The organism is Ruegeria sp. AH12, from assembly GCF_056541465.1.
Genome location: NZ_JBQFYL010000001.1, coordinates 524,221 through 544,982, shown reverse-complemented (window position 1 = coordinate 544,982; position 20,762 = coordinate 524,221). Strand labels below are relative to the sequence as shown.

At 57.7% G+C, this 20,762-nt stretch carries 17 protein-coding genes; 12 read left to right on the top strand and 5 right to left on the bottom strand.

Annotated features, from left to right (window positions below; translation table 11 throughout):
• Window positions 1-308 precede the first annotated feature (308 nt).
• The 4 genes from ACR0EL_RS02735 (at window position 309) to ACR0EL_RS02720 (ending at window position 6,809) form a co-directional block, all read left to right on the top strand.
• Window positions 309-1,979, top strand: a complete 1,671-nt coding sequence (locus tag ACR0EL_RS02735; protein ID WP_480498000.1) for an ABC transporter substrate-binding protein — start codon at window positions 309-311, stop codon at window positions 1,977-1,979.
• Between the two features lie 123 nt (window positions 1,980-2,102).
• A complete protein-coding gene (locus ACR0EL_RS02730; RefSeq protein WP_353007157.1) occupies window positions 2,103-3,149 on the top strand; it encodes an ABC transporter permease in 1,047 nt (348 codons plus the stop codon).
• 13 nt (window positions 3,150-3,162) lie between these two features.
• Window positions 3,163-4,626 (top strand): ABC transporter permease, encoded by a 1,464-nt coding sequence (locus ACR0EL_RS02725; protein WP_480497999.1) that lies wholly within the window; start codon window positions 3,163-3,165, stop codon window positions 4,624-4,626.
• A 95-nt stretch (window positions 4,627-4,721) separates the two neighbouring features.
• A complete protein-coding gene (locus ACR0EL_RS02720; RefSeq protein WP_170530142.1) occupies window positions 4,722-6,809 on the top strand; it encodes an ABC transporter ATP-binding protein in 2,088 nt (695 codons plus the stop codon).
• A 123-nt stretch (window positions 6,810-6,932) separates the two neighbouring features.
• Here ACR0EL_RS02720 and ACR0EL_RS02715 read toward each other — a convergent pair whose 3' ends face one another.
• The 3 genes from ACR0EL_RS02715 to ACR0EL_RS02705 all read right to left on the bottom strand — a co-directional run bounded on the left by ACR0EL_RS02715 (window position 6,933) and on the right by ACR0EL_RS02705 (window position 9,688).
• Window positions 6,933-7,919: an MBL fold metallo-hydrolase gene (locus ACR0EL_RS02715; RefSeq protein WP_480497996.1), complete on the bottom strand. Its 987-nt coding sequence runs from the start codon at window positions 7,917-7,919 to the stop codon at window positions 6,933-6,935.
• Window positions 7,920-8,049: 130 nt separating this feature from the next.
• Window positions 8,050-9,012: a LuxR C-terminal-related transcriptional regulator gene (locus tag ACR0EL_RS02710; RefSeq protein ID WP_480497994.1), complete on the bottom strand. Its 963-nt coding sequence runs from the start codon at window positions 9,010-9,012 to the stop codon at window positions 8,050-8,052.
• 97 nt (window positions 9,013-9,109) lie between these two features.
• Entirely contained in the window at window positions 9,110-9,688 is a 579-nt protein-coding gene (locus tag ACR0EL_RS02705; protein WP_170530148.1) for a lytic transglycosylase domain-containing protein, read from the bottom strand.
• Window positions 9,689-9,893: 205 nt separating this feature from the next.
• On the opposite strand from ACR0EL_RS02705, the gene ssb reads away from it, so the two are divergent.
• Together ssb and ACR0EL_RS02695 are read left to right on the top strand one after the other, a co-directional pair.
• The gene (ssb, locus tag ACR0EL_RS02700) at window positions 9,894-10,388 is read left to right on the top strand and encodes a single-stranded DNA-binding protein (RefSeq protein ID WP_480497991.1); all 495 of its coding nucleotides are present in this window, start codon (window positions 9,894-9,896) and stop codon (window positions 10,386-10,388) included.
• Window positions 10,389-10,406: 18 nt separating this feature from the next.
• Window positions 10,407-11,477, top strand: coding sequence for a site-2 protease family protein (locus ACR0EL_RS02695; RefSeq protein WP_480497989.1), 1,071 nt, complete (start codon window positions 10,407-10,409; stop codon window positions 11,475-11,477).
• 8 nt (window positions 11,478-11,485) lie between these two features.
• On the opposite strand, the gene aroB is transcribed toward ACR0EL_RS02695, so the two are convergent.
• Window positions 11,486-12,598, bottom strand: coding sequence for a 3-dehydroquinate synthase (aroB, locus tag ACR0EL_RS02690; protein ID WP_480497987.1), 1,113 nt, complete (start codon window positions 12,596-12,598; stop codon window positions 11,486-11,488).
• Entirely contained in the window at window positions 12,599-13,186 is a 588-nt protein-coding gene (locus tag ACR0EL_RS02685) for a shikimate kinase (RefSeq protein WP_480497985.1), read from the bottom strand. It lies immediately after the preceding gene.
• 79 nt (window positions 13,187-13,265) lie between these two features.
• Here ACR0EL_RS02685 and ACR0EL_RS02680 point away from each other — a divergent pair, with 79 nt between their 5' ends.
• The 6 genes from ACR0EL_RS02680 to ACR0EL_RS02655 all read left to right on the top strand — a co-directional run bounded on the left by ACR0EL_RS02680 (window position 13,266) and on the right by ACR0EL_RS02655 (window position 20,450).
• Window positions 13,266-13,415 (top strand): hypothetical protein, encoded by a 150-nt coding sequence (locus tag ACR0EL_RS02680; protein WP_170530159.1) that lies wholly within the window; start codon window positions 13,266-13,268, stop codon window positions 13,413-13,415.
• Complete coding sequence (locus tag ACR0EL_RS02675) at window positions 13,405-14,922, top strand: hypothetical protein (protein ID WP_480497983.1); 1,518 nt, start codon at window positions 13,405-13,407, stop codon at window positions 14,920-14,922. The genes ACR0EL_RS02680 and ACR0EL_RS02675 overlap by 11 nt, the downstream gene beginning before the upstream one ends.
• A 5-nt stretch (window positions 14,923-14,927) precedes the next feature.
• The gene (locus ACR0EL_RS02670; protein WP_480497981.1) at window positions 14,928-15,881 is read left to right on the top strand and encodes a site-specific tyrosine recombinase XerD; all 954 of its coding nucleotides are present in this window, start codon (window positions 14,928-14,930) and stop codon (window positions 15,879-15,881) included.
• A 63-nt stretch (window positions 15,882-15,944) separates the two neighbouring features.
• Window positions 15,945-17,261 (top strand): HlyC/CorC family transporter, encoded by a 1,317-nt coding sequence (locus ACR0EL_RS02665; protein ID WP_480497978.1) that lies wholly within the window; start codon window positions 15,945-15,947, stop codon window positions 17,259-17,261.
• A 122-nt stretch (window positions 17,262-17,383) separates the two neighbouring features.
• The gene (locus tag ACR0EL_RS02660; protein WP_480497976.1) at window positions 17,384-19,801 is read left to right on the top strand and encodes a GcvT family protein; all 2,418 of its coding nucleotides are present in this window, start codon (window positions 17,384-17,386) and stop codon (window positions 19,799-19,801) included.
• Window positions 19,802-19,832: 31 nt separating this feature from the next.
• Window positions 19,833-20,450: a nucleotidyltransferase family protein gene (locus tag ACR0EL_RS02655; protein WP_480497974.1), complete on the top strand. Its 618-nt coding sequence runs from the start codon at window positions 19,833-19,835 to the stop codon at window positions 20,448-20,450.
• Window positions 20,451-20,762 lie beyond the last annotated feature (312 nt).

Below are 20,762 nucleotides of genomic sequence, written 5' to 3'. Positions count from 1 at the left end.
GCTGGGCCAAACGTCACCTTAAATCGACATAAGCAGCATCCAGAGCCCACTTGAATCCGATTATTAACAAAACAATCAACTCTGGCCGTTACCGGAAACAGCCCGTTCTGAAGGGCAAAGGATGTCGTTTTTGTACCTTGGATGACGAATTCGAACATTGACGCTGCCATTTTTCTGGTGCCGAATACGCCCATGGGGAGAGACAGAATCCAAAAAACGAGACCCATAGAATTACCTGACGGCGCAAAATGCGCCGCGTAATCTGAATCATCACATCAAAAAAAACTGTAACTCAGGGAGAAGAGTTAATGGCAAATCAATCAACTACCGGAGCAAATGTTCACTGGGCGGCCGAGATGCACGCTCAGGAATGTCGCGACGGTAAACTCAGCCGCCGCGAGTTCATGGCGCGGGCAACCGCGCTGGGTGTTGCCGTACCCACAGCCTATGGCATGATCGGCCTACAAACACCTGCGGCTGCTCAAGAACCTCCGCGCGGCGGCACCATTCGCTATCAGATGGAAGTGCGCGCGCTCAAGGATCCGCGCACATATGACTGGACACAGATCGCCACCTTCACCGCAGGCTGGCTGGAATATCTAGTCGAATACAACAACGACGGTACGTTCAAACCCATGCTTCTGGAAAGCTGGGAAGCCAATGATGACGCAACCGAATATACGCTAAACGTGCGTAAGGGTGTAAAGTGGAACAATGGCGACGACTTCACAGCCGAAGACGTGGCGCGCAACATCACCGCATGGTGTGATGCAACGGTCGAAGGCAACTCGATGGCCGCGCGGATGGCTTCGCTGGCAAATGCGGACACGCAGAAAGCAGCCGATGGCGCGATCACCGTTGTCGACAGCCATACGGTTAAGCTGAAATGTAACGCCCCGGACATCACCATCATTCCAGGCATGGCCGACTATCCAGCCGCCATCGTGCACAGCAGCTTTGACGCCAATGACATGCTGAGCAACCCGGTCGGAACCGGATTCATGCTGCCGGAAAGCCACGAAGTGGGCGTGAAAGGCGTTCTGGTTCGCAACGAGGGCCATGAGTGGTGGGGCTACGAGGCCGGCAAGGGCGGCTATATCGACCGGATCGAGTTCATCGACTACGGCACCGACCCGGCCGCCTTCCTGGCCGCGTATGAGGCCGAAGAGATCGACATGAACTGGGAATCGGTTGGCGAGTTTGTCGACATCTTTGATGGCATTGGCCTGGTTCGTTCGGAAATTCCGTCGGGCTTTACTATCGTTATCCGCCCCAACCAGTTGGCCGAAGATGGGAATGGCAACAAGATCTATGGCGACAAACGGGTCCGTCAGGCCCTTGCGATGGCCGTGGACAATGAGGTTTGCCTGGAACTGGGTATGTCCGGATACGGCATCCCAGCCGACAACTGCCATGTGGGCCCGATGCACCCCGAGCATGACTCGGCCGTGACCCGTATTCCATACGATCCGGCAGGTGCAAAGGCACTGATGGACGAAGCGGGCATGGGTGATTTCGAGCACGAGGTTCAATCCATCGACGATGACTGGCGTCGGAACACCACCGCTGCTGTTGTCGCTCAGCTGAATGATGCGGGCATCAAGGCAAAGCACACCGTTCTTCCAGGATCGACCTTCTGGAACGACTGGACCAAATACGCGTTCTCGTCGACCAACTGGAACCACCGTCCGTTGGGTACACAGGTTCTGGCGCTGGCCTATAAATCAGGCGTTGCGTGGAATGAATCAGGCTTTGCCAATGAGGAGTTCGATACGCTGCTGGCCGAAGCGAACTCGATCGCTGATGTCGATATGCGCCGCGAGGTGATGGCCAAACTGCAGGCGATCATGATCGACGAAGGCGTGACTATTCAGCCTTACTGGCGGACGGCGATGCGCCACCACCGCGATAACATGGTGGGTGTCGAAAAGCACATCGCGGACCTGCCGCAGATCTACAAGTTCGGCATCCTGTCCTGAGCCAATACCAAACACGAGGCCGCGCCACATTGGCGCGGCCTTTTCGTCCTGACTGCGGCGACCATAAAACAGCTACGCGCGAAGCCAAAAGGTATTCACGCCAGCCTACCAACAGGGGCTAACATGGGACTATTTATCCTAAGACGCGTGGGCATCATGCTTTTGACAGCATTGTGTCTGACGTTCTTGGTCTTCTTTCTGACGAACCTCTATCCAAACCTGGAAAAGCTTGCGAAAACGCAGGGCAATTTCCGGATGTCGGATGAGCAGGTTGAGAGTTTTCTGGAAAAAGGCGGCTATCTGCAATCCACGCCGATCAAATACGGCGAATGGCTGGGGGTTCTGCCCTCGTACCGGCATACGAATGAAGATGGCACGGTTCAAGGCCGATGCATCCTGCCCGGTCAATCTGCGGAAGAGGCCCCCAATTTCTGCGGTATCCTGCAAGGATATTGGGGATATTCGACGGTCTTTAAAGAAGAGGTCTCAACCGTTGTTGGTAATCGTCTGGCACTGACCGGACGGCTGATGTTTTGGGTGATGTTGCTGATGGTCCCGTCTGCGCTGATCCTGGGTATCCTGGCCGGGATGAAAGAAGGCTCGGCCACCGACCGGACACTTTCGACCTTTGCCATCACCACCACAGCGACACCAGAATATGTGTCGGGCGTGATCTTCATCGCCATCTTCACCTCATCCGCTGTTGGATTGAAATGGTTCAAGGGCACGGCCACGCAAGCGATGGAGAACCCGACGTTTGAGAACTTCTTCCTGCCGGTGCTGACCATTGCGCTTTATGGTATGGGCTATATCGCCCGAATGACCCGCGCTTCGATGACCGAGGTGATGACGGCGCAGTACATCCGCACCGCGCGTTTGAAAGGCGTGTCTTTCCCGAACATTGTCATGAAACACGCGCTGCGCAACGCGCTGATCGCGCCCTTCACCGTCATCATGCTGCAGTTCCCATGGCTGCTGAATGGCGTGGTGATCGTCGAGACCCTGTTCAACTACAAGGGCTTTGGCTGGGCACTGGTTCAGGCGGCGGGCAATAACGACATCCAACTGTTGCTGGCGATCTCAGTCGTGTCGGTCTTTGTGGTCCTGATAACGCAGCTGATCTCGGATATCGGCTATGTCTACCTTAACCCGCGCATCCGCATTTCTTAAGGAGGGATAGGATATGGAACCATTAACCTGGACCGGCTCTATCGCCTTCCTGAACCCGCTATTGGCCCTGGCATTGGGGCTGATGATCTTGTCAATCGTGGTCTGGATGTTGGCCAGCATCGTGCTGCCAGAGGATCAGATGACCGTGAACCCGGATGGCACGCTGACCTCAAGTTCGGGCTTGAGAAATCTCATCGGCGCGTCGTTGCGCTACAGTTTCCTGGCCAGTGTCGGGATTGCCGTCGCTTATATCGTGCTCGGCATTGTGCTGGGCACCGGCGCGGGCATCATCGGCGCCATGTCTCAGCAATTTCTACCTGTCTGGTTTTCGCTGATCCTGCTCTATGCCATGTCGATCGCCTTCAAACGGAAGCTGGGCCTTTATGGCAAGCTGTTCGACAGCCCCATTGGCATGATCGGTTTCGGCCTTGTCATGTTCTGGGTCTTTACCGGGATATTCGGGGCGGTCGACATGATCGTGACCCATGACCCACTGGCACAGGTCTCGGGGATGAAAAACAAGGTGCCCGGCACTCCATTGTCCAATATCGAAGACGGCCAGTACGCCTGGTACCTGCTGGGTGGCGACAATTTGGCCCGCGACGTCTTTAGCCGAATGGTCAAAGGCGCCTGGATCGTGGTGCAGATCGCGCCGCTGGCAACGATGTTTGCCTTTATGGTTGGCATCACCTTAGGCCTGCCCGCCGGGTATTATGGCGGTCGGTTGGATACTCTGCTGTCGTTCCTGGCGAACCTGATCCTTGCCTTCCCGGTGATCCTGCTGTTCTACCTGCTGGTGACGCCCGAGATCGTGGCAACCGGAGTGCCGAACTATATGGCGGCTGTCCTGTTCATCTTCCCGATCATCTTCTTGGGAGTATTGTTGAACTCGCGCTACTACACGCGTCCAAATTTTCGCACACCTCTTCTGATCGGTGTTCTGGGTGTGGCCTTGTGGTTGTATCTGTCGCTGATTTCGACCGGCGGCTATATCATCAATACGGATAGCTATCGCATCTGGGGTCTGCCCACCTATCTGGACCTGTTCGATATTCCGGGCGGCATTCTGGTGGTGTTCGTCTCGGTGGTCTTTGTGAACTCACCCACCGTGTTCCGGATCGTTCGGGGCCTGGCGCTGGATATCAAGACCCGCGACTATGTGGCGGCGGCGCAAACCCGTGGCGAAGGTCCATGGTACATCATGCTGTGGGAAATCCTGCCCAACGCGCGTGGTCCGCTGATCGTCGATTTTTGTCTGCGGATTGGCTATACAACCATCCTTCTGGGGACCTTGGGCTTCTTCGGGTTGGGCTTGCCGCCCGAAAGCCCGGATTGGGGATCCACGATCAATGAAGGGCGCAAGCTTCTGTCGATCTATCTGCACCCTGCCCTTCCGCCCGCGTTGGCGTTGCTGTCACTGGTTCTGGGTTTGAACCTGTTGGCAGATGGTCTGCGCGAAGAAAGTCTGAAGGACTGATGTGACTGTGGCCGGGGGGCCAGCCCCCCGGACCCCCAGGGATATTTATAGCCAGATGAAGGGGATCCCCCGGACTCTCGCGAGGAGAAACACAGATGAATAAATTGGCGGACTATGATGGGCCCATCCTAGAGATCGACAAGCTTTCGATTTCGTTTTTCACCCGGCTGAGGGAAATTCCCGCCGTTATGGATTTCTCGGTTTCTGTACAACCGGGCGAGGCTGTCGGGCTGGTGGGTGAATCCGGCTGTGGTAAGTCCACGGTGGCGCTGGGTGTCATGCAGGATCTGGGCAAGAACGGGCGCATTGTTGGCGGCTCGATCAAGTTCAAGGGGCGTGATCTGTCTGAGATGACCACCGAAGAACTGCGCGATATCCGCGGCAACGAGATCGCGATGATCTATCAGGAGCCGATGGCCAGCCTGAACCCGGCCATGAAGATCGGCAAACAGCTGATGGAAGTGCCGATGATCCATGAAGGCGTGAGTCAGGAAGAGGCCTATTCCCGCGCGCTGGAGGTGGTCACGGATGTGCGCCTGCCCGACCCCGAGCGGATGCTGAATTCCTTCCCGCATCAGTTATCCGGTGGTCAGCAGCAGCGGATCGTGATTGCCATGGCGCTGATGTCAAAACCGGCGCTTTTGATCCTGGATGAGCCAACCACTGCGCTGGACGTGACAGTCGAAGCCGCAGTGGTCGAACTGGTCAAGGATCTGGGTAAGAAATACGGCACATCGATGCTGTTTATTTCGCACAACCTTGGGCTGGTGCTTGAGACCTGCGACCGGCTGTGCGTGATGTATTCCGGTGAAGCGGTCGAGCGTGGCTCGATCAAAGATGTGTTCGACGAGATGCAGCACCCCTATACGCAGGCGCTGTTCCGGTCGATCCCCCTGCCCGGCGCGGACAAGAACGCGCGCCCACTTGTCGCCATTCCGGGGAACTTCCCCTTGCCGCATGAACGCCCACCGGGCTGTAATTTTGGGCCGCGCTGCGACTATTTCGAAGAAGGTCGCTGTGACGCGCAGAATATCCTGATGGAGGCGGTGCCCGGAAATGACCGACACCACACGCGCTGCCTGAAGTTCAAAGAGATCGACTGGAACGCGCCGATCACAGTGGGCGAGCAGAAGGAAAAGGCCGAGATCGGCCGGACCGTTCTGAAGATGGACAACCTCAAGAAGTACTATGAGGTGGCAGCCAACGCTCTGTTCGGAGGCGGTGAGACCAAGGTGGTCAAGGCCAACGAGACGCTGAGTTTTGAGGCTCATGAATCCGAGACGCTGGCCATCGTGGGCGAATCCGGTTGCGGTAAGTCTACCTTTGCTAAGGTTCTTATGGGGCTGGAAACAGCAACTGACGGGCAAATCCTGTTGGACAATCGCAATATCGAAGATGTGCCGATTGAAGAACGCGACGCGAAAACGGTGGGTGAAGTGCAGATGGTGTTCCAGAACCCGTTTGACACTCTTAACCCCTCGATGACCGTGGGGCGCCAGATCATCCGCGCGCTTGAGATCTTCGGGGTTGGTAATTCCGAGGCTGAGCGCAAGAAGCGCATGCTGGAATTGCTGGATCTGGTGAAACTGCCCCGCGCCTTTGCGGATCGGATGCCCCGGCAATTGTCGGGCGGCCAGAAACAGCGTGTGGGCATCGCACGAGCTTTTGCTGGCGATGCACGGATTGTGGTGGCGGATGAGCCTGTTTCGGCGCTGGATGTGTCGGTACAGGCGGCGGTCACCGATCTACTGATGGAGATCCAGCGCGAGCACAAGACAACACTGCTGTTCATCAGCCATGACCTGTCGATTGTACGCTATCTCAGCGACCGGGTGATGGTGATGTATCTCGGCCACGTGGTCGAACTGGGAACAACCGATCAGGTCTTCTCCCCCCCCTATCACCCCTATACCGAAGCCCTGCTGAGCGCGGTTCCGATTGCGGATACATCCATCGAGAAAACGCATATCGTTCTGGAGGGGGATATACCGTCAGCCATGAACCCACCGCCGGGCTGCCCGTTCCAGACGCGCTGCCGCTGGAAATCCGAAGTGCCGGACGGACGGTGTGAATCGGATGTTCCACCAGTCAGAACACTGGCCGAAGGTCATCAGGTTAAATGCCACCTGGCCGAGGACATTCTGGCACGTATGGAGCCGGTGATCAAAATCGCCGCAGAGTAAGCCACTGACCAGAATTGGAAACGGCCGGTCATCGACCGGCCCTTTCTGTTCGCACCGCGGTTTGTGGGGAGACAGGTGGCGCGCATCGGTATGCGTAAGCGGCAGAAGTCTTCCGAGGTCGGCTCAGCCGGTCATGACGTTGTTCCCGAAATGCATGAACTCCTCACTCATTCCGGCAATTTCACCAGCTTCAAGCTGGAGGCTGGCGCTGTCGAGCATCTGGTAACTCTGCTGTCCTTTGACCCAATCATCGGCGGATTGCAGTGTGGTCAGTGTGTAAGACGTGACCTCGTTCAGGTAGTGGGTCGGGATGATGACCTTGGGCTTGAGCTTAGACACGATGTCGTTTCCCTGATCAAAGCTGAGAATGTGTTCTGAACCATCCACCGGCAGTGTCAGAACATCAACCTGCCCGATGGCATCCCAGAACTCCTGCGGCGGGTTATGGCGATTGTCGCCCCAGATCAGCGTACGGATGCCGCCGGTTTCGACCAGATAGACCACCATATCCATATGGCCCACATTGTTCGGCGGGCAAGCTTCCACCCCAAACTCGGCGAGCGCGTTCGTCCAGTCATACCAGCCAGGTGCAACGCAAGCGTGTTTATCGGCAAAGCCCGTGATCTTGACGTCGGCAAACTCGAAATTGCCCACCATCCGATCCAACACCATGGTCGAGCTTGGACGCTCAATCGCATCATGGTCAAAATGCGCATGGGTCGACAACGTGATGTCGACAGGGATTTGCGGGAATTCATTGCGGAACCAAAGTCCCCAGGCACCAGACGGATCATCGCGCCACGGATCAAACAAAGCAGTTGCCCCATTGGGTGAAGTGATTTTGATTGCACAATGACCGTAGTAATCGATGCCTACAGCCCCGGTGCTGGCCTGGCCGGTCGACCCCTGAAGATCAATCACATGATTGTTGTTACCCGGCTGTAGCCAGGCCTGCGATTGCGCCTCTGCTGGTTTTGCGCCAAGAACCGAAGCTGTTGCGCCGACACCCGCTGCGCCCGCTGCCATAAAGAAAGACCGGCGCGACAACCCCGGTGCCAGATGATCCCTGTCCCCTTTCAGGAGTGTGGGTTTCAGATCTTTGCGATCCATTTTGATGTACCTCTCTGTTGGTTGTGCGCAGTTAGTCCGCACCTCTCGGCAGAGGGTAACAAGTCAAAGCATATGGGCTCAGACCGGAAAATTAAGGGTGAAATATGGGGGCAAACCCCATATTCGAACATCACGAAATCGAGAGCAGATGGCTGCGCAGGTTCTTGTCGCGCCCTTCAAGGCCCAGTTTGCGACGGATGTTGTTGCGGTGAAAATCGATGGTCGACGTTTCTCGCGACAGCGCCTTGGCGATGTCTTTGGTTGTTTTTCCAAACATCACCATCTGTGCGATTTCAATCTCGGTCGGAGTCATCACGGCGAACGCGTCCGTGAGTTCGTCAGAGAGTGACGATGTAATTTCGTTCAGGTTTTTCTCAGCCAACTCAAGGTAAACATACTGTGCGTCGTCCCCTGATAGCTGAGCACGAACCTTTTCGAGATATGGCAATACGCGGCTACGCACCTGATCGACAATTTCGTGATCTCGGCTTTTACGGTCATCATCCAAACTGGACAACAAAACACGCAATGCTGTGTTCGTTTCTTGCAACTCGAGGGTGCGATCCGAAACGCGGGTTTCGAGCTGCGCCAGCGTCTCGTTCAGTTTTTCTTCCAAGGCGCGACGCAGGTAAACCTCTTGCAACAAGGCCAAATCCGACTCGACCATACGCGCAAACTGCGTCAGACCTTCGCGGAACAACAACGCGCGCCTGTTTTGCTTGCGGTCCAAAACACAGATTGTGCCGAACACCGATCCATCCGGCCATTTCAACGGCAAGCCGATGTAAAATGTCATACCGTGTTCAAGGTCGTCATTGTCTGCCCAGACCGGATCGCAGGCGGCATCCTTGACCACCAGTTCTGCGTCGCGTTGTAGAACGCCGTGACAATAGAGTTTCGGGTTAAGCTGAAAACTCATACCAACCGGATATGGGTTTTCTGGATGATCCGATGTGATCAGAACCGCATGATCAGGCGCATCGGTTTTCATGATCAGACTTGCTGGTACATCCGCCAGCTCTGCAACCAGATCCACAAGCTGTTGCCAGTTGGCCAGTGTTTCCTTGGGAATCTGAGGATGATCAACAGGCATGAAGGTTCTCACCAATTGGTGGGCAATACCCTTTCAGGTTAGTTGGACCATCGGTGAAAGATCAAGAATAGGGCGCTCTGCGTCGCAGCATCAGGGCTTAACCGCCCCAGATTACTTTCACATAGTTCTGGGTTTCCTTGTACGGCGGGATACCGCCGTGCTTTTCAACCGCTTTGGGGCCAGCGTTGTAGGCGGCCAGAGCCAAGGGCCAGGATTTGAACTTGCGATATTGCCAGGACAAATACCGCGCGCCGCCTTCAAGGTTCTGTTTGGGATCATGCGGATTCACGCCCAGCAGTTCAGCCGTTTGTGGCATCAGCTGCGCCAGACCCAGCGCCCCTTTGTGCGACTTTGCATGCGGATTCCAGCCGCTTTCCTGTTGCACGAGACGCAAGAACAGCTCCTCAGGGATGCTATGAAGACGGGCGGCTTGCCGCGCCATTGTCAGATATTGGCCGCGATAGCTGCCGGTATAGCGTTTTGCGAAACTACCCTGCGGGGTCTTTGGTTTCAAACGCTCAGACCCGCGATACTGCGTGGCAGCGCGGCCATCCAACACTTTGGATTGTTTCAGGAAAATATCCATTCGACTTTTGGTCGACAAGGTATCCGCCTGCGCAGCACCCGACAGCAGCACAATGCCCAGAACCGTTAAACCAACACACACAGAACGCATCAAAGCTTATCCCGCTCGCTCAAAAATCAGTCGGAGTATAGGTATTCCAGTCAAAAATGAAAGCTTGGTTAAGGCTGGCGCAAGATTTCTTGCCGAACGATAGTGTGATCAATCATGTTTTAACCATGACGCAGGCGATATAGGGTCGCAAAGATATCCGGCGTCAGATTCGGCGCATTCAAAGTAATACAGAACGGGGAAATACATGGCGGGTTCAGTCAACAAGGTCATTCTGGTCGGCAATCTTGGCCGCGATCCCGAGGTGCGGTCGTTTCAGAACGGTGGCAAAGTGTGCAACCTGCGCATCGCCACATCTGAGAACTGGAAAGACCGTAACACTGGCGAGCGTCGGGAACGGACGGAATGGCATTCGGTGGCCATCTTCTCGGAACCGCTGGCTCGTATTGCCGAGCAGTATCTGCGCAAGGGCAGCAAGGTCTATATCGAAGGTCAGTTGGAAACCCGCAAATGGCAGGACCAGTCTGGGCAGGATCGTTACTCGACCGAAGTTGTTCTGCGCCCCTATCGTGGTGAACTGACCCTGCTGGACAGCCGTGGCGAAGGTGGCGGTGGTGGCCAGTCGGGCGGTTATGGCGGCGGCGGTCAGGCCGGTGGCGGCTATGGCGATCCCTATGGCGGCCAATCCAGCGCCCCTGCCCCGGCATCCGGCGGAATCGACGACGACGAGATTCCGTTCTAAGCAAGACGGAGACAACACATGACATGGTCCTTTTCGCTCGGCCGACTACTCGGGTCCGAACTGAGGGTCCATGTCACCTTCTTCCTTCTGCTCGCCTGGGTGGGGTTTGCGGCCTATTCCAGCGGCGGCTGGCCAGCAGCTATCGACAATCTGCTGTTTGTGCTGGCCCTATTTGCCTGCGTCGTGGCGCACGAGTTCGGCCATGCCTTGATGGCCCGGCGCTTTGGCATCAAAACCCCTGACATCACCCTGTTGCCCATCGGCGGTCTGGCGCGACTGGAGCGGATGCCAGAAAAACCGATGCAGGAAGTCCTCGTGGCCCTTGCAGGCCCAGCGGTGAATATCGTCATCTGGCTGGTGCTGGTTCTACTTGGCGCAGGGATGTCGCTTGGGTCTTTCGCCGATCTGGATACGACCAGTTCAGGGCTATTGCAGCGGCTGGCTTACATCAATCTGCTATTAGCGGCATTCAACATGATCCCGGCCTTTCCCATGGACGGGGGGCGTGTCTTTCGCGCCCTGCTCTGTCTACGCATGGATCGCAGTAGCGCCACCCGTATCGCCGCAGTCAGCGGCCAGATCGTCGCAGTTGGCTTCGGGTTTTGGGGGCTGAGTTCAGGCAATCCCGTTCTGGTTCTGATCGCAGTCTTTGTGTTCATCGCAGCCAATTCCGAAAATCAGGACGTGGCGCTTAGGTCAGTGGCACGGCGCGTTCTGGCACGCGACGCCATGATCACCGCGTTCCGCTCTCTTTCGCCTCAGGACACTTTAAACACAACGGCCGAGGCCGTGATCCACACAACTCAGCATGAGTTTCCGGTGCTGGAATCTGACGGAGCACTGCTGGGCTTTGTCACACGCGATCGGCTGTTTGCAGCGCTGGCCGGGGATCACCCGCGATCCGACCCGGCAACATCGATCATGGAGGCCGATATCCCGCAGGTTGCGCTGACCACAGGGCTGGAAACGGTGTTGGGCGAGTTGCACAAAGGCGCGCCTGCCGTCGCGGTGATGAGCCAAACCGGGAATATGATCGGCTATATCACGCGCGAGAACATTGCCGAGTTGATGATCATAGGTGGACGCTGAATAGCGGCTCAGCGCGCTGCCAACGCATCCTGTAACACCGACATCACCGCATCACGCGGTACGTCCGAGGTGACAAAAGCCTGACCGATCCCATGCGCCAAGATAAAGCGCAGTTGACCGTCGATCACTTTTTTGTCCTGCGCCATCAGGTCGACCAGCGCTTTGGCATCCGGAAGCTCTCCGGGGATATCGGACAGGTCGGTTTTCATCCCCATGGCCTTTAGATGTGCCCGAACTCGGCTTGGGTCTTCCTGCGAACACAGACCGAGACGGGATGACAGCTCAAACGCCAGCGCACAGCCGATGGCAACGCCTTCGCCATGCAGCAGGCGGTCGGAATAGCCGGTCGCAGCCTCCAGCGCATGGCAGAAGGTATGGCCGAGGTTCAGCAGCGCCCGGTCACCCTGCTCTGTCTCATCCCGCGCGACGATGTCGGCCTTCATCTGCACCGAGCGTGTGACCGCCTTGACTCGCGCGGCCATGTCACCGGTCGAAACATCTGGGCCGTTGGCCTCAAGCCAGTCAAAAAACGCGGCATCGCCGAGCAGGCCGTATTTGACGACCTCACCATATCCAGACAGGAAATCCCTCTGGGTCATTGTGCCCAGAACCGATGTGTCGGCCAGGACAAGCGAAGGCTGATGAAACGCGCCAATCAGGTTCTTGCCCTGCGGCGCGTTGATCCCGGTTTTTCCGCCCACCGAACTGTCGACCTGCGCCAGCAGAGAGGTAGGGATTTGCACAAACCGAACCCCACGGCGCAGCACGGCGGCAGCAAAGCCCGCGAGGTCTCCGATCACGCCGCCGCCTAAGGCGATGATAATATCGCGGCGTTCGACTTTTTCGGCCAGCAGCCATTCAACGGCGCGTTCAAAATGCGGCCAGCTTTTGGTCGCCTCACCTGCGGGTAGTGCAAGCGCAGACATCTGAATCCCGGCAGCGGCCAGACCTGCACGCAAAGCCTCCAGATGCAGCTTGGCCACGTTTTCGTCGGTTAGAACCGCAACCTTTGGGCGATGCAGCAAAGGCGCGATCCGTGCGCCCGACTGCGCCAGCAGATCAGGGCCGATCTCGACATCATATGCGCGTTCGCCCAGCTCTACATGTACGGTTTGATGCATTTATTTTCGTTCCAAAACATCCGGGCGGGCCAGCAAGGCCTCGACCACGCGGTCCACCATATTGTCGATCGAAGTTTCGCCATCCGAGTCCGCGATCAGATCGGCCTTGGCATAAATCGGAACGCGTTCGTCGTACAGGGCCTTGAGCGTGGCGTATGGATCGGCGGTGTGCAACAAGGGGCGCGTATCCTTGTGACGCACCCGGTTCCAAAGCACAGTCAGATCCGCGCGCAGCCAAACCGCTGCGCCGCGTTCACTGATCATGCCGCGATTCTCGGCAGACATAAACGCGCCGCCACCGGTGGAGAGTATCCCCCGCTTCTCATCCAACAAACGACCAATGACCTGGGTTTCCTTTTTACGAAAGAACGGCTCTCCATCGCGTTCGAATATCTCGGGGATCGTCATGTTGGCCGCCGATTCGATTTCGGCATCACTATCGAGGAACGGAACACCCAGCCGCGCGGCCAAGGCCCGGCCCACAGCTGTCTTTCCGGCCCCCATCATCCCTACAAGCACAACCGTTTTGTGCAGATCATATGATGATCCGTCATCCGCAAGTCGCGTGTTATGCTTAATTTCGCTCATTTCATCGTGAATGACGTGATCTTAGAAAAAATGCCAGTTATAACTTGGCCAAAATCAAAAATTGAGGCAGCGTGACGCCATGGGCCGTCTGATCAAGTTCCTGATATATATAATTTGCCTGTGCTTCATCGGGCTCGTGGGCTATGCCTATATCGGCCCGTTCTTTGGGGCCGATTTCTCGGCCCCTCAAAGCGAAATCCGTGAGCCGGTTACACTGGATGTCGACTAAGCACATTGCGGTGGCAGTGCTGTTGGCCGGGGCCGCGAGCGCGCAGGAGCCCCTGTCGGCTATCGAATGGCTGACCGAACCGCCAGAAAACTTACCCGGCACGGTCCTGCTGGAACCGCCCGTAACCCAAAATGGAATTCAGCCCGAGGTCGAGGTGACGCCGCTTGAGGCACTGTCTCAGCCGCTGGGCCTTGTGTCATCCTCGGTCACCGGGCTGCCGGTCGACCTATGGCAGGGCAGCGATCCCGCGCGTCTGGCTGAACTGATCGCGCGCGTTCCGGTCAAGACCAACCCGGCCATGCAGCGCCTGCTGTTTACGCTTCTGCTGTCGGAATCCCGTGCGCCTGCTGGGTCAGGTGCTGAGGAGACCCTGTTGCTGGCCCGGCTGGATCGTCTGATACAGCTTGGCGCCGCCGACCCCGCGCAGTCGCTCGTTCAACTGGTCGGCCCTACTGACACGATGGCGCGATTTCAGCGCTGGTTCGATGCCACGCTGTTGACCGGGGATGAGGATCGCAGCTGCACCGCTCTGATCGCGCAGCCGCACCTGTCTTCTGACTATGCGGCGCAGATCTTCTGCAAGGCACGCCGGGGGGATTGGGCGTCGGCTGCTCTGACGCTTGAGGCCGCACATGCGCTGAGCCTGCTGCCGCCGGAAGAGCTGGACCTACTGGATCGGTTTCTGAGCCCCGAACTTTATGAAGACGCGGCTTATCTTCCCCAACCGGACGATCCGAACCCCCTGACCTTTCGCCTGTTCGAAGCGATCGGAGAGCGGTTGCCTTCGGCGCCGTTGCCGCGCGCTTTTGCCAATGCGGACCTGCGCGATGTGGCTGGCTGGAAATCCCAGATCGAAGCTGCAGAACGCCTGACCCGGATCGGCGCGCTGACCCCCAACCAGTTGCTTGGACTTTACACCGAGCGTGAGCCAGCCGCTTCGGGCGCCGTCTGGGATCGAGTTGCTGCGATGCAGCGCTTTGAAAGTGCGCTGAAAACCGGCAGTGCCGAGGCAATCGGCAAGACCCTGCCCCGCGTCTGGGACCAGATGCGCAGCGTCGGGCTGGAGGTTCCGTTTGCAGAGCTGTTCGCCGATCAGTTGGCGCGCGTGACCTTGCCAGTGCCCGCAACCGACGCGCTGCGGTGGCGCATTCTGATGCTGTCCGAGCTTTATGAACAGGCCGCCATGTCCCCGCCGGACACTTCAACCGAGACGCAGTTCCTGACCGCCCTTGCACAAGGCGACCCGGGGCGCGCGATCTCTCCGTCACCCTTGGCGGATGCGGTATCGCAAGGGTTCCAATGGGCGGCTCCGGTTCCGCCGGATGTCGACGCTTTGCTGGATCAGGGCCAATTGGGTGAGGCACTGCTGGAAGCCATGCAGATGTTCGCACATGGCGCACGCGGGAACCTTGTGGACCTTTCTGCCGCCATCGCTGCTTTTCGACGTGTGGGTCTGGAAGACACGGCAAGACGCGCCGCACTAACCCTTTTGATCCTGCAACGGTGACCGTGATGAGCGCGCCAGCCTCTCATGAATTGTGGATTTCCACCTTTCTCCAGGCGCAAGCAGCCGAACTTGGGGCAGCGACAAACACGTTGCTAGCCTATGGGCGCGACCTGAAGGATTTTGCCGCATGGCTGGACTATCGGAAGATTGCGCTAGGTGACGCAGACCGCGACCAGATCGAAGCCTATCTGATCGATTGCGACGCCCAAGGCTTATCGAAATCCACGCGCGCGCGCCGTCTGTCAGCGATCAAACAACTCTTTCGATTTGCCTTTGAAGAAGGATGGAGAGACGCCAACCCCGCAATTCAGATCAAAGGCCCCGGCCGGTCCAAGAGGCTACCAAAAACGCTCGACGTCGCAGAAGTGGACCGCCTGCTTGAGGCCGCACGTACAACCGGGCGCAGCGCATTAGACCGGATCCGGAACACCTGCCTGATGGAGTTGCTATACGCCACCGGCATGCGCGTGACCGAACTGGTTTCGCTGCCAGTCTCCTCGGCGCGCGGCGACCCACGCATGCTGTTGGTTCTGGGCAAAGGCGGCAAGGAACGCATGGTGCCCCTGTCCCCACCCGCCCGCGACGCGCTGGCCGATTGGCTGGTGCAGCGCGATGAGGCCGAAGAGAAAGCACTTGAGAAAGGCGGGCAGAAATCACGGTTCCTGTTCCCCTCGCGCGGGAAATCGGGGCACCTTACGCGGCACCGCTTCTTTCTTCTGGTCAAGGACCTGGCGGTTGCTGGCGGCGTTTCCCCTGCAAAGGTCACGCCGCACACGTTGCGCCATGCCTTTGCCACGCATCTTCTGGCCAATGGGGCTGATCTGCGTTCAATCCAGACCCTACTGGGCCATGCCGATGTCGCCACGACCGAGATTTACACTCATGTTCTGGACGAAAGACTGGCCGAACTGGTGCTAGAGCATCACCCGCTGGCCAAAGACCCCAAAGATCAGGGCTAAACCCTTGATCCATAGGGACAGCATCCCCATAACGGGTGCAGATACACGAACAACCAAGGACCGATGGAACCCACATCCTCTCTGATCGACGGCGCATTCTGGCTTACCGCTGGCGCCATCCTGCTTTTGCTTTTCCTGTCAGGCTTCTTTTCCGGCTCGGAAACCGCACTCACGGCCTCATCCCGCGGCAAGCTGCGCGCACAGGCCGATAAAGGCTCTCGCGGAGCGAAAAAGGCGCTGGAAATTACCGAAGATAATGAACGTCTGATCGGATCGGTTCTGCTGGGCAACAATTTGGTGAACATTCTAGCGGCCTCGCTCGCCACTGCTATGTTCACACGGCTGTTCGGCGAAAGCGGCGTGGCGCTGGCGACGCTGGTCATGACCCTGCTGGTTCTGATCTTTGCCGAGGTTCTGCCCAAGACCTATGCGATCACCAACTCGGAAAAAGCGGCCTCGGCGGTTGCGCCGATCATCGGCGTTGTCGTCACCGTGTTCTCGCCCATCGTGGCCGCGGTACGGCTGCTGGTGCGTGGGGTTCTGCGCCTGTTCGGTGTGCGGATTGACCCCGACAGTAACATCCTTGCGGTCCGAGAGGAGATCGCGGGCGCCCTGCAGCTGGGCCATTCTGAAGGCGTGGTTGAAAAGGAAGACCGGGACCGCATTCTGGGCGCGCTCGATTTGGGCGACCGGGTGGTGGAAGAGATCATGCTTCACCGATCCAACATCGAAATGATCGATGCAGATGACGCGCCCGAGGCCATTCTGAAGCAGTGTCTGGAGAGCCAGCATACCCGCCTGCCCGTCTTTCGCGACGAACCTGAAAACATCGTTGGCGTCGTCCATGCCAAAGACCTGTTCCGCGCCATGTATGCGCAGGTTGGCGGCACCGATGGCGATGCGGATCGGCTGAAGTCTTTCGATATCGCCAAGGTCGCCAATGACCCCTATTTCGTTCCGGAAACCACCACTCTGGATGACCAAATGCGTGAGTTCCTGCGGATGCACAGCCACTTCGCGCTTGTGGTGGACGAATACGGATCACTGAGAGGGTTGATCACCCTCGAAGACATCCTCGAAGAAATCGTGGGCGAGATCGCAGACGAATTCGATATCGAAGAGGATGTGCCAGTGACCCGGTCCGAGGATGGGCAATACCTTGTCGAAGGGGCAATGACGATCCGTGACGCGAACCGCGCGCTGGATTGGTCCCTGCCCGATGAAGAAGCCAACACCCTGGCCGGGCTGGTCATCCATGAGGCTCAGATGATCCCCGTTGTGGGTCAGGTCTTTTCGTTTCACGGCTTCCGGTTCGAGGTGACGTCGCGCGAGGGCAATCGGATCACGGAGCTGAAGATCAGACCTCTTCCCACGCTGTAACATGCGCCAATCAGAGCGCATTGGTAAAAACTGATGCGCTCTAACCGACAAACTTTGTCGTATTTTCACATGCAGAACACCACCCTCCGATCAGACTGAGCGCAATTCTGACGGAGGTATTCATGAAACTTCAAACCCGTGTGGCCGTGATCGGCGGTGGCGTTGTTGGCTGTTCGGTGTTGTATCACCTGACCAAACTGGGTTGGGCAGACGTGATGCTGCTGGAACGGTCCGAGCTGACCTCGGGCTCGACCTGGCATGCGGCGGGCGGATTTCACACTCTGAACGGCGATACCAATATGGCGGCGCTGCAGGGCTATACGATCCGCCTGTATAAAGAGCTGGAAGAGATCACCGGCATGTCCTGCGGGCTGCACCATGTGGGCGGGGTGACGCTGGCCGACAATCAGGATCGGTTCGACATGCTGCTGGCCGAACGCGCCAAGCACCGGTTCATGGGGCTGGAAACCGAAATCGTCGGCCCGGATGAGATCAAGAAGATCGCGCCAATCACCAATACGAACGGCATTATCGGTGCGCTTTATGATCCGCTGGATGGGCACTTGGACCCATCGGGCACCACTCATGCCTATGCCAAGGCGGCCCGAATGGGCGGTGCCACGATCGAGACCCATTGCATGGTGCGTGAAACGAACCAGCGCGCGGATGGCACCTGGGATGTAGTCACTGACAAAGGCACGATCCACGCCGAACATATTGTCAACGCAGGCGGCCTCTGGGCGCGCGAGGTCGGCGCGATGGCGGGTGTCTATTTCCCGCTGCACCCGATGGAGCACCAATATCTGGTCACCGACTCGATCTCTCAGATCGAGGCCATCATCGACGCGGGCGGAGAGCATCCGCACGTAATGGACCCTGCTGGAGAGAGCTATCTACGGCAAGAAGGGCGCGGGTTGTGCATCGGGTTCTACGAACAACCCTGCAAGCCTTGGGCCGTGGACGGAACGCCGTGGGAGTTTGGGCACGAACTGCTGCCGGATGACTATGACAAGATCACCGACAGTATCGAGTTTGCCTATAACCGCTTCCCTGTTCTGGCCGAGGCCGGGGTGAAATCGGTGATCCACGGGCCGTTCACCTTTGCGCCGGACGGGAACCCTCTGGTCGGGCCAGTGCCCGGAATGCGCAACTATTGGTCGGCGTGCGGGGTGATGGCCGGGTTCAGCCAAGGCGGCGGCGTTGGCCTGACGCTGGCGCAGTGGATGATCGAGGGCGAGCCGGAACGCGATGTCTTCGCCATGGACGTCGCCCGGTTCGGCGATTGGATCAGCCCCGGCTATACCCGCCCGAAGGTCATTGAGAATTATCAAAAACGGTTCAGCGTCGCCTACCCGAACGAGGAACTGCCCGCCGCGCGTCCCAACCGCACTACGCCGATGTATGACATCTTCAGCGAACTGGACGCGGTCTGGGGTCAGCAATATGGGCTGGAAGTGCCGAACTATTTCGCGCAAGGCGATGAGCCCGGCTTTGAGACTCCCTCTTTCCGCCGCTCGGATGCATTCGAGGCGACGGGCCGCGAGGTCCGCGCCGTCCGCAACGGTGTTGGAATCAATGAGGTGCATAATTTCGGCAAGTACCGGATCTCGGGGCCAGAGGCGCGTGATTGGCTGGATCGGATAATGGCCGGGCGGATTCCGCAGCCGGGGCGCCTGTCGCTGACACCGATGTTGTCGCACAAGGGCAAACTGATCGGTGATTTCACTGTGTCTTGCCTGAGTGAGACCGAATTCCGCCTGACCGCCTCTTATGGCAGTCAGGCCTTCCACATGCGCTGGTTCCAGCAAAACGCAATCGATGGAGTTTCCATCGACAACATCAGCGATCAACTCAACGGCTTCCAGATCGCGGGCCCGAAGGCCGCACAGGTCCTGTCGGCCTGCACACGTGAGGATATTTCGAACCTCAGATTCATGGATATGCGCCGGATGACAATCGGCATGACCGATTGCATTGTGCAACGGGTCAGCTACACCGGCGATCTGGGCTATGAGATCTACTGCGATCCGATGGCGCAACGACAGCTGTGGTGGAGCTTATGGCAGGCTGGGCAGCCGTTTGGCATAACACCCTTTGGCATGCGCGCCATGATGTCCCTGAGGCTGGATAAGTTCTTTGGCTCCTGGATGCGGGAGTTCTCGCCCGATTATACTGCGGCTGAAACCGGGTTGGATCGCTTCATCTCATTTTCGAAGAACGCAGATTTCATAGGTCGCGCTGCCGCAGAAGAGGATCGCGCAGGGGGTGCCGCACGCAAACTTGTGGCCTTCGAAGTCGATGCGGCAGATGCGGACGTCAACGCCTATGAGCCAATCTGGTTGGACGGCGCTGTTGTTGGGTTCTGTACTTCCGGCGGCTATTCCCACCACGCGCACAAATCCATTGCCTTGGGGTTCCTGCCAACTGACCGTGCGCAGGACGGGCTGGACGTTGAAATCGAAATCCTGGGGGATCTGCGCAAGGCCCGTGTGATCTCGACCCCGCTGTTTGATGCGGATGGCGCGCGCATGAGGGGATGACTTGCCGCCACTGGGGCGGCATGTTGTCCACATGATACAGATACCGATCCTGCTGCTGGCCGCCGGGCAATCAAGCCGTATGCGCGGCGCCGACAAGTTGACGCAAGAGATTGACGGTATTCCCCTGTTAAGACGCTCGGCTTTGGCCGCGATGGCGGCCGGACCGGTCATTGTCGCGCTACCGCCACGGCCTCATCCACGGTACGAGGCATTATCGGGGCTTGATGTGCAGATCGTACCAATCCCGGATGCAGCCGAAGGTATGAATGCAAGCCTGCGGGGCGCTTTGGCCTATGTCAGCCCCGTTTCACCCGCGGCTATGGTTATGCTCGCAGACCTACCGAACCTGACGCCCGAGGATCTGAAGGCGGTGCTGCGCGCTCGTGAGCGGAACCCAGACCATCTGATCTGGCGAGGTGCTACCCAAAGCGGCAAACCCGGTCATCCGGTTCTGTTCGATCAAAGCCTTTTTGCCACCTTATCGCAATTGACCGGAGATACTGGTGCGCAATCCGTCATACGTTCGAACGGTGCGCGCCTTTGCTTGGTGCCCCTTCCCGGTCGAAACGCGCTGTATGACCTGGATACACCGGAAGACTGGGCGAACTGGCGAGAAGTTCAGGACAGCAAAACCCAGCCGCCAAAATAGTTGCGACCCGGTTGTTGCCAACCGGGCCGCGTACCCAATAAAGGACTACCACTTTCTTCAATCTCAAATGCGCAACCTAACGCCAAACGGGCTGGTCGACTATGCTGCGAAACCTAAACAAGACCCCCTCGTTAACATGCAACATACACTACCTGAGATCGAGAACACCGTCGGCACCCCCTAGTGCTTTCGGCTCCCCCTCACTTGGGTAAGATCATTTACCCCGATCTGATCTCTCAAAACAATATAAAATTGGGCAAAACGAACCAGTTCAGGACTGCTCTTCTGGCTTTTGAGCAACATCCCGCTTTT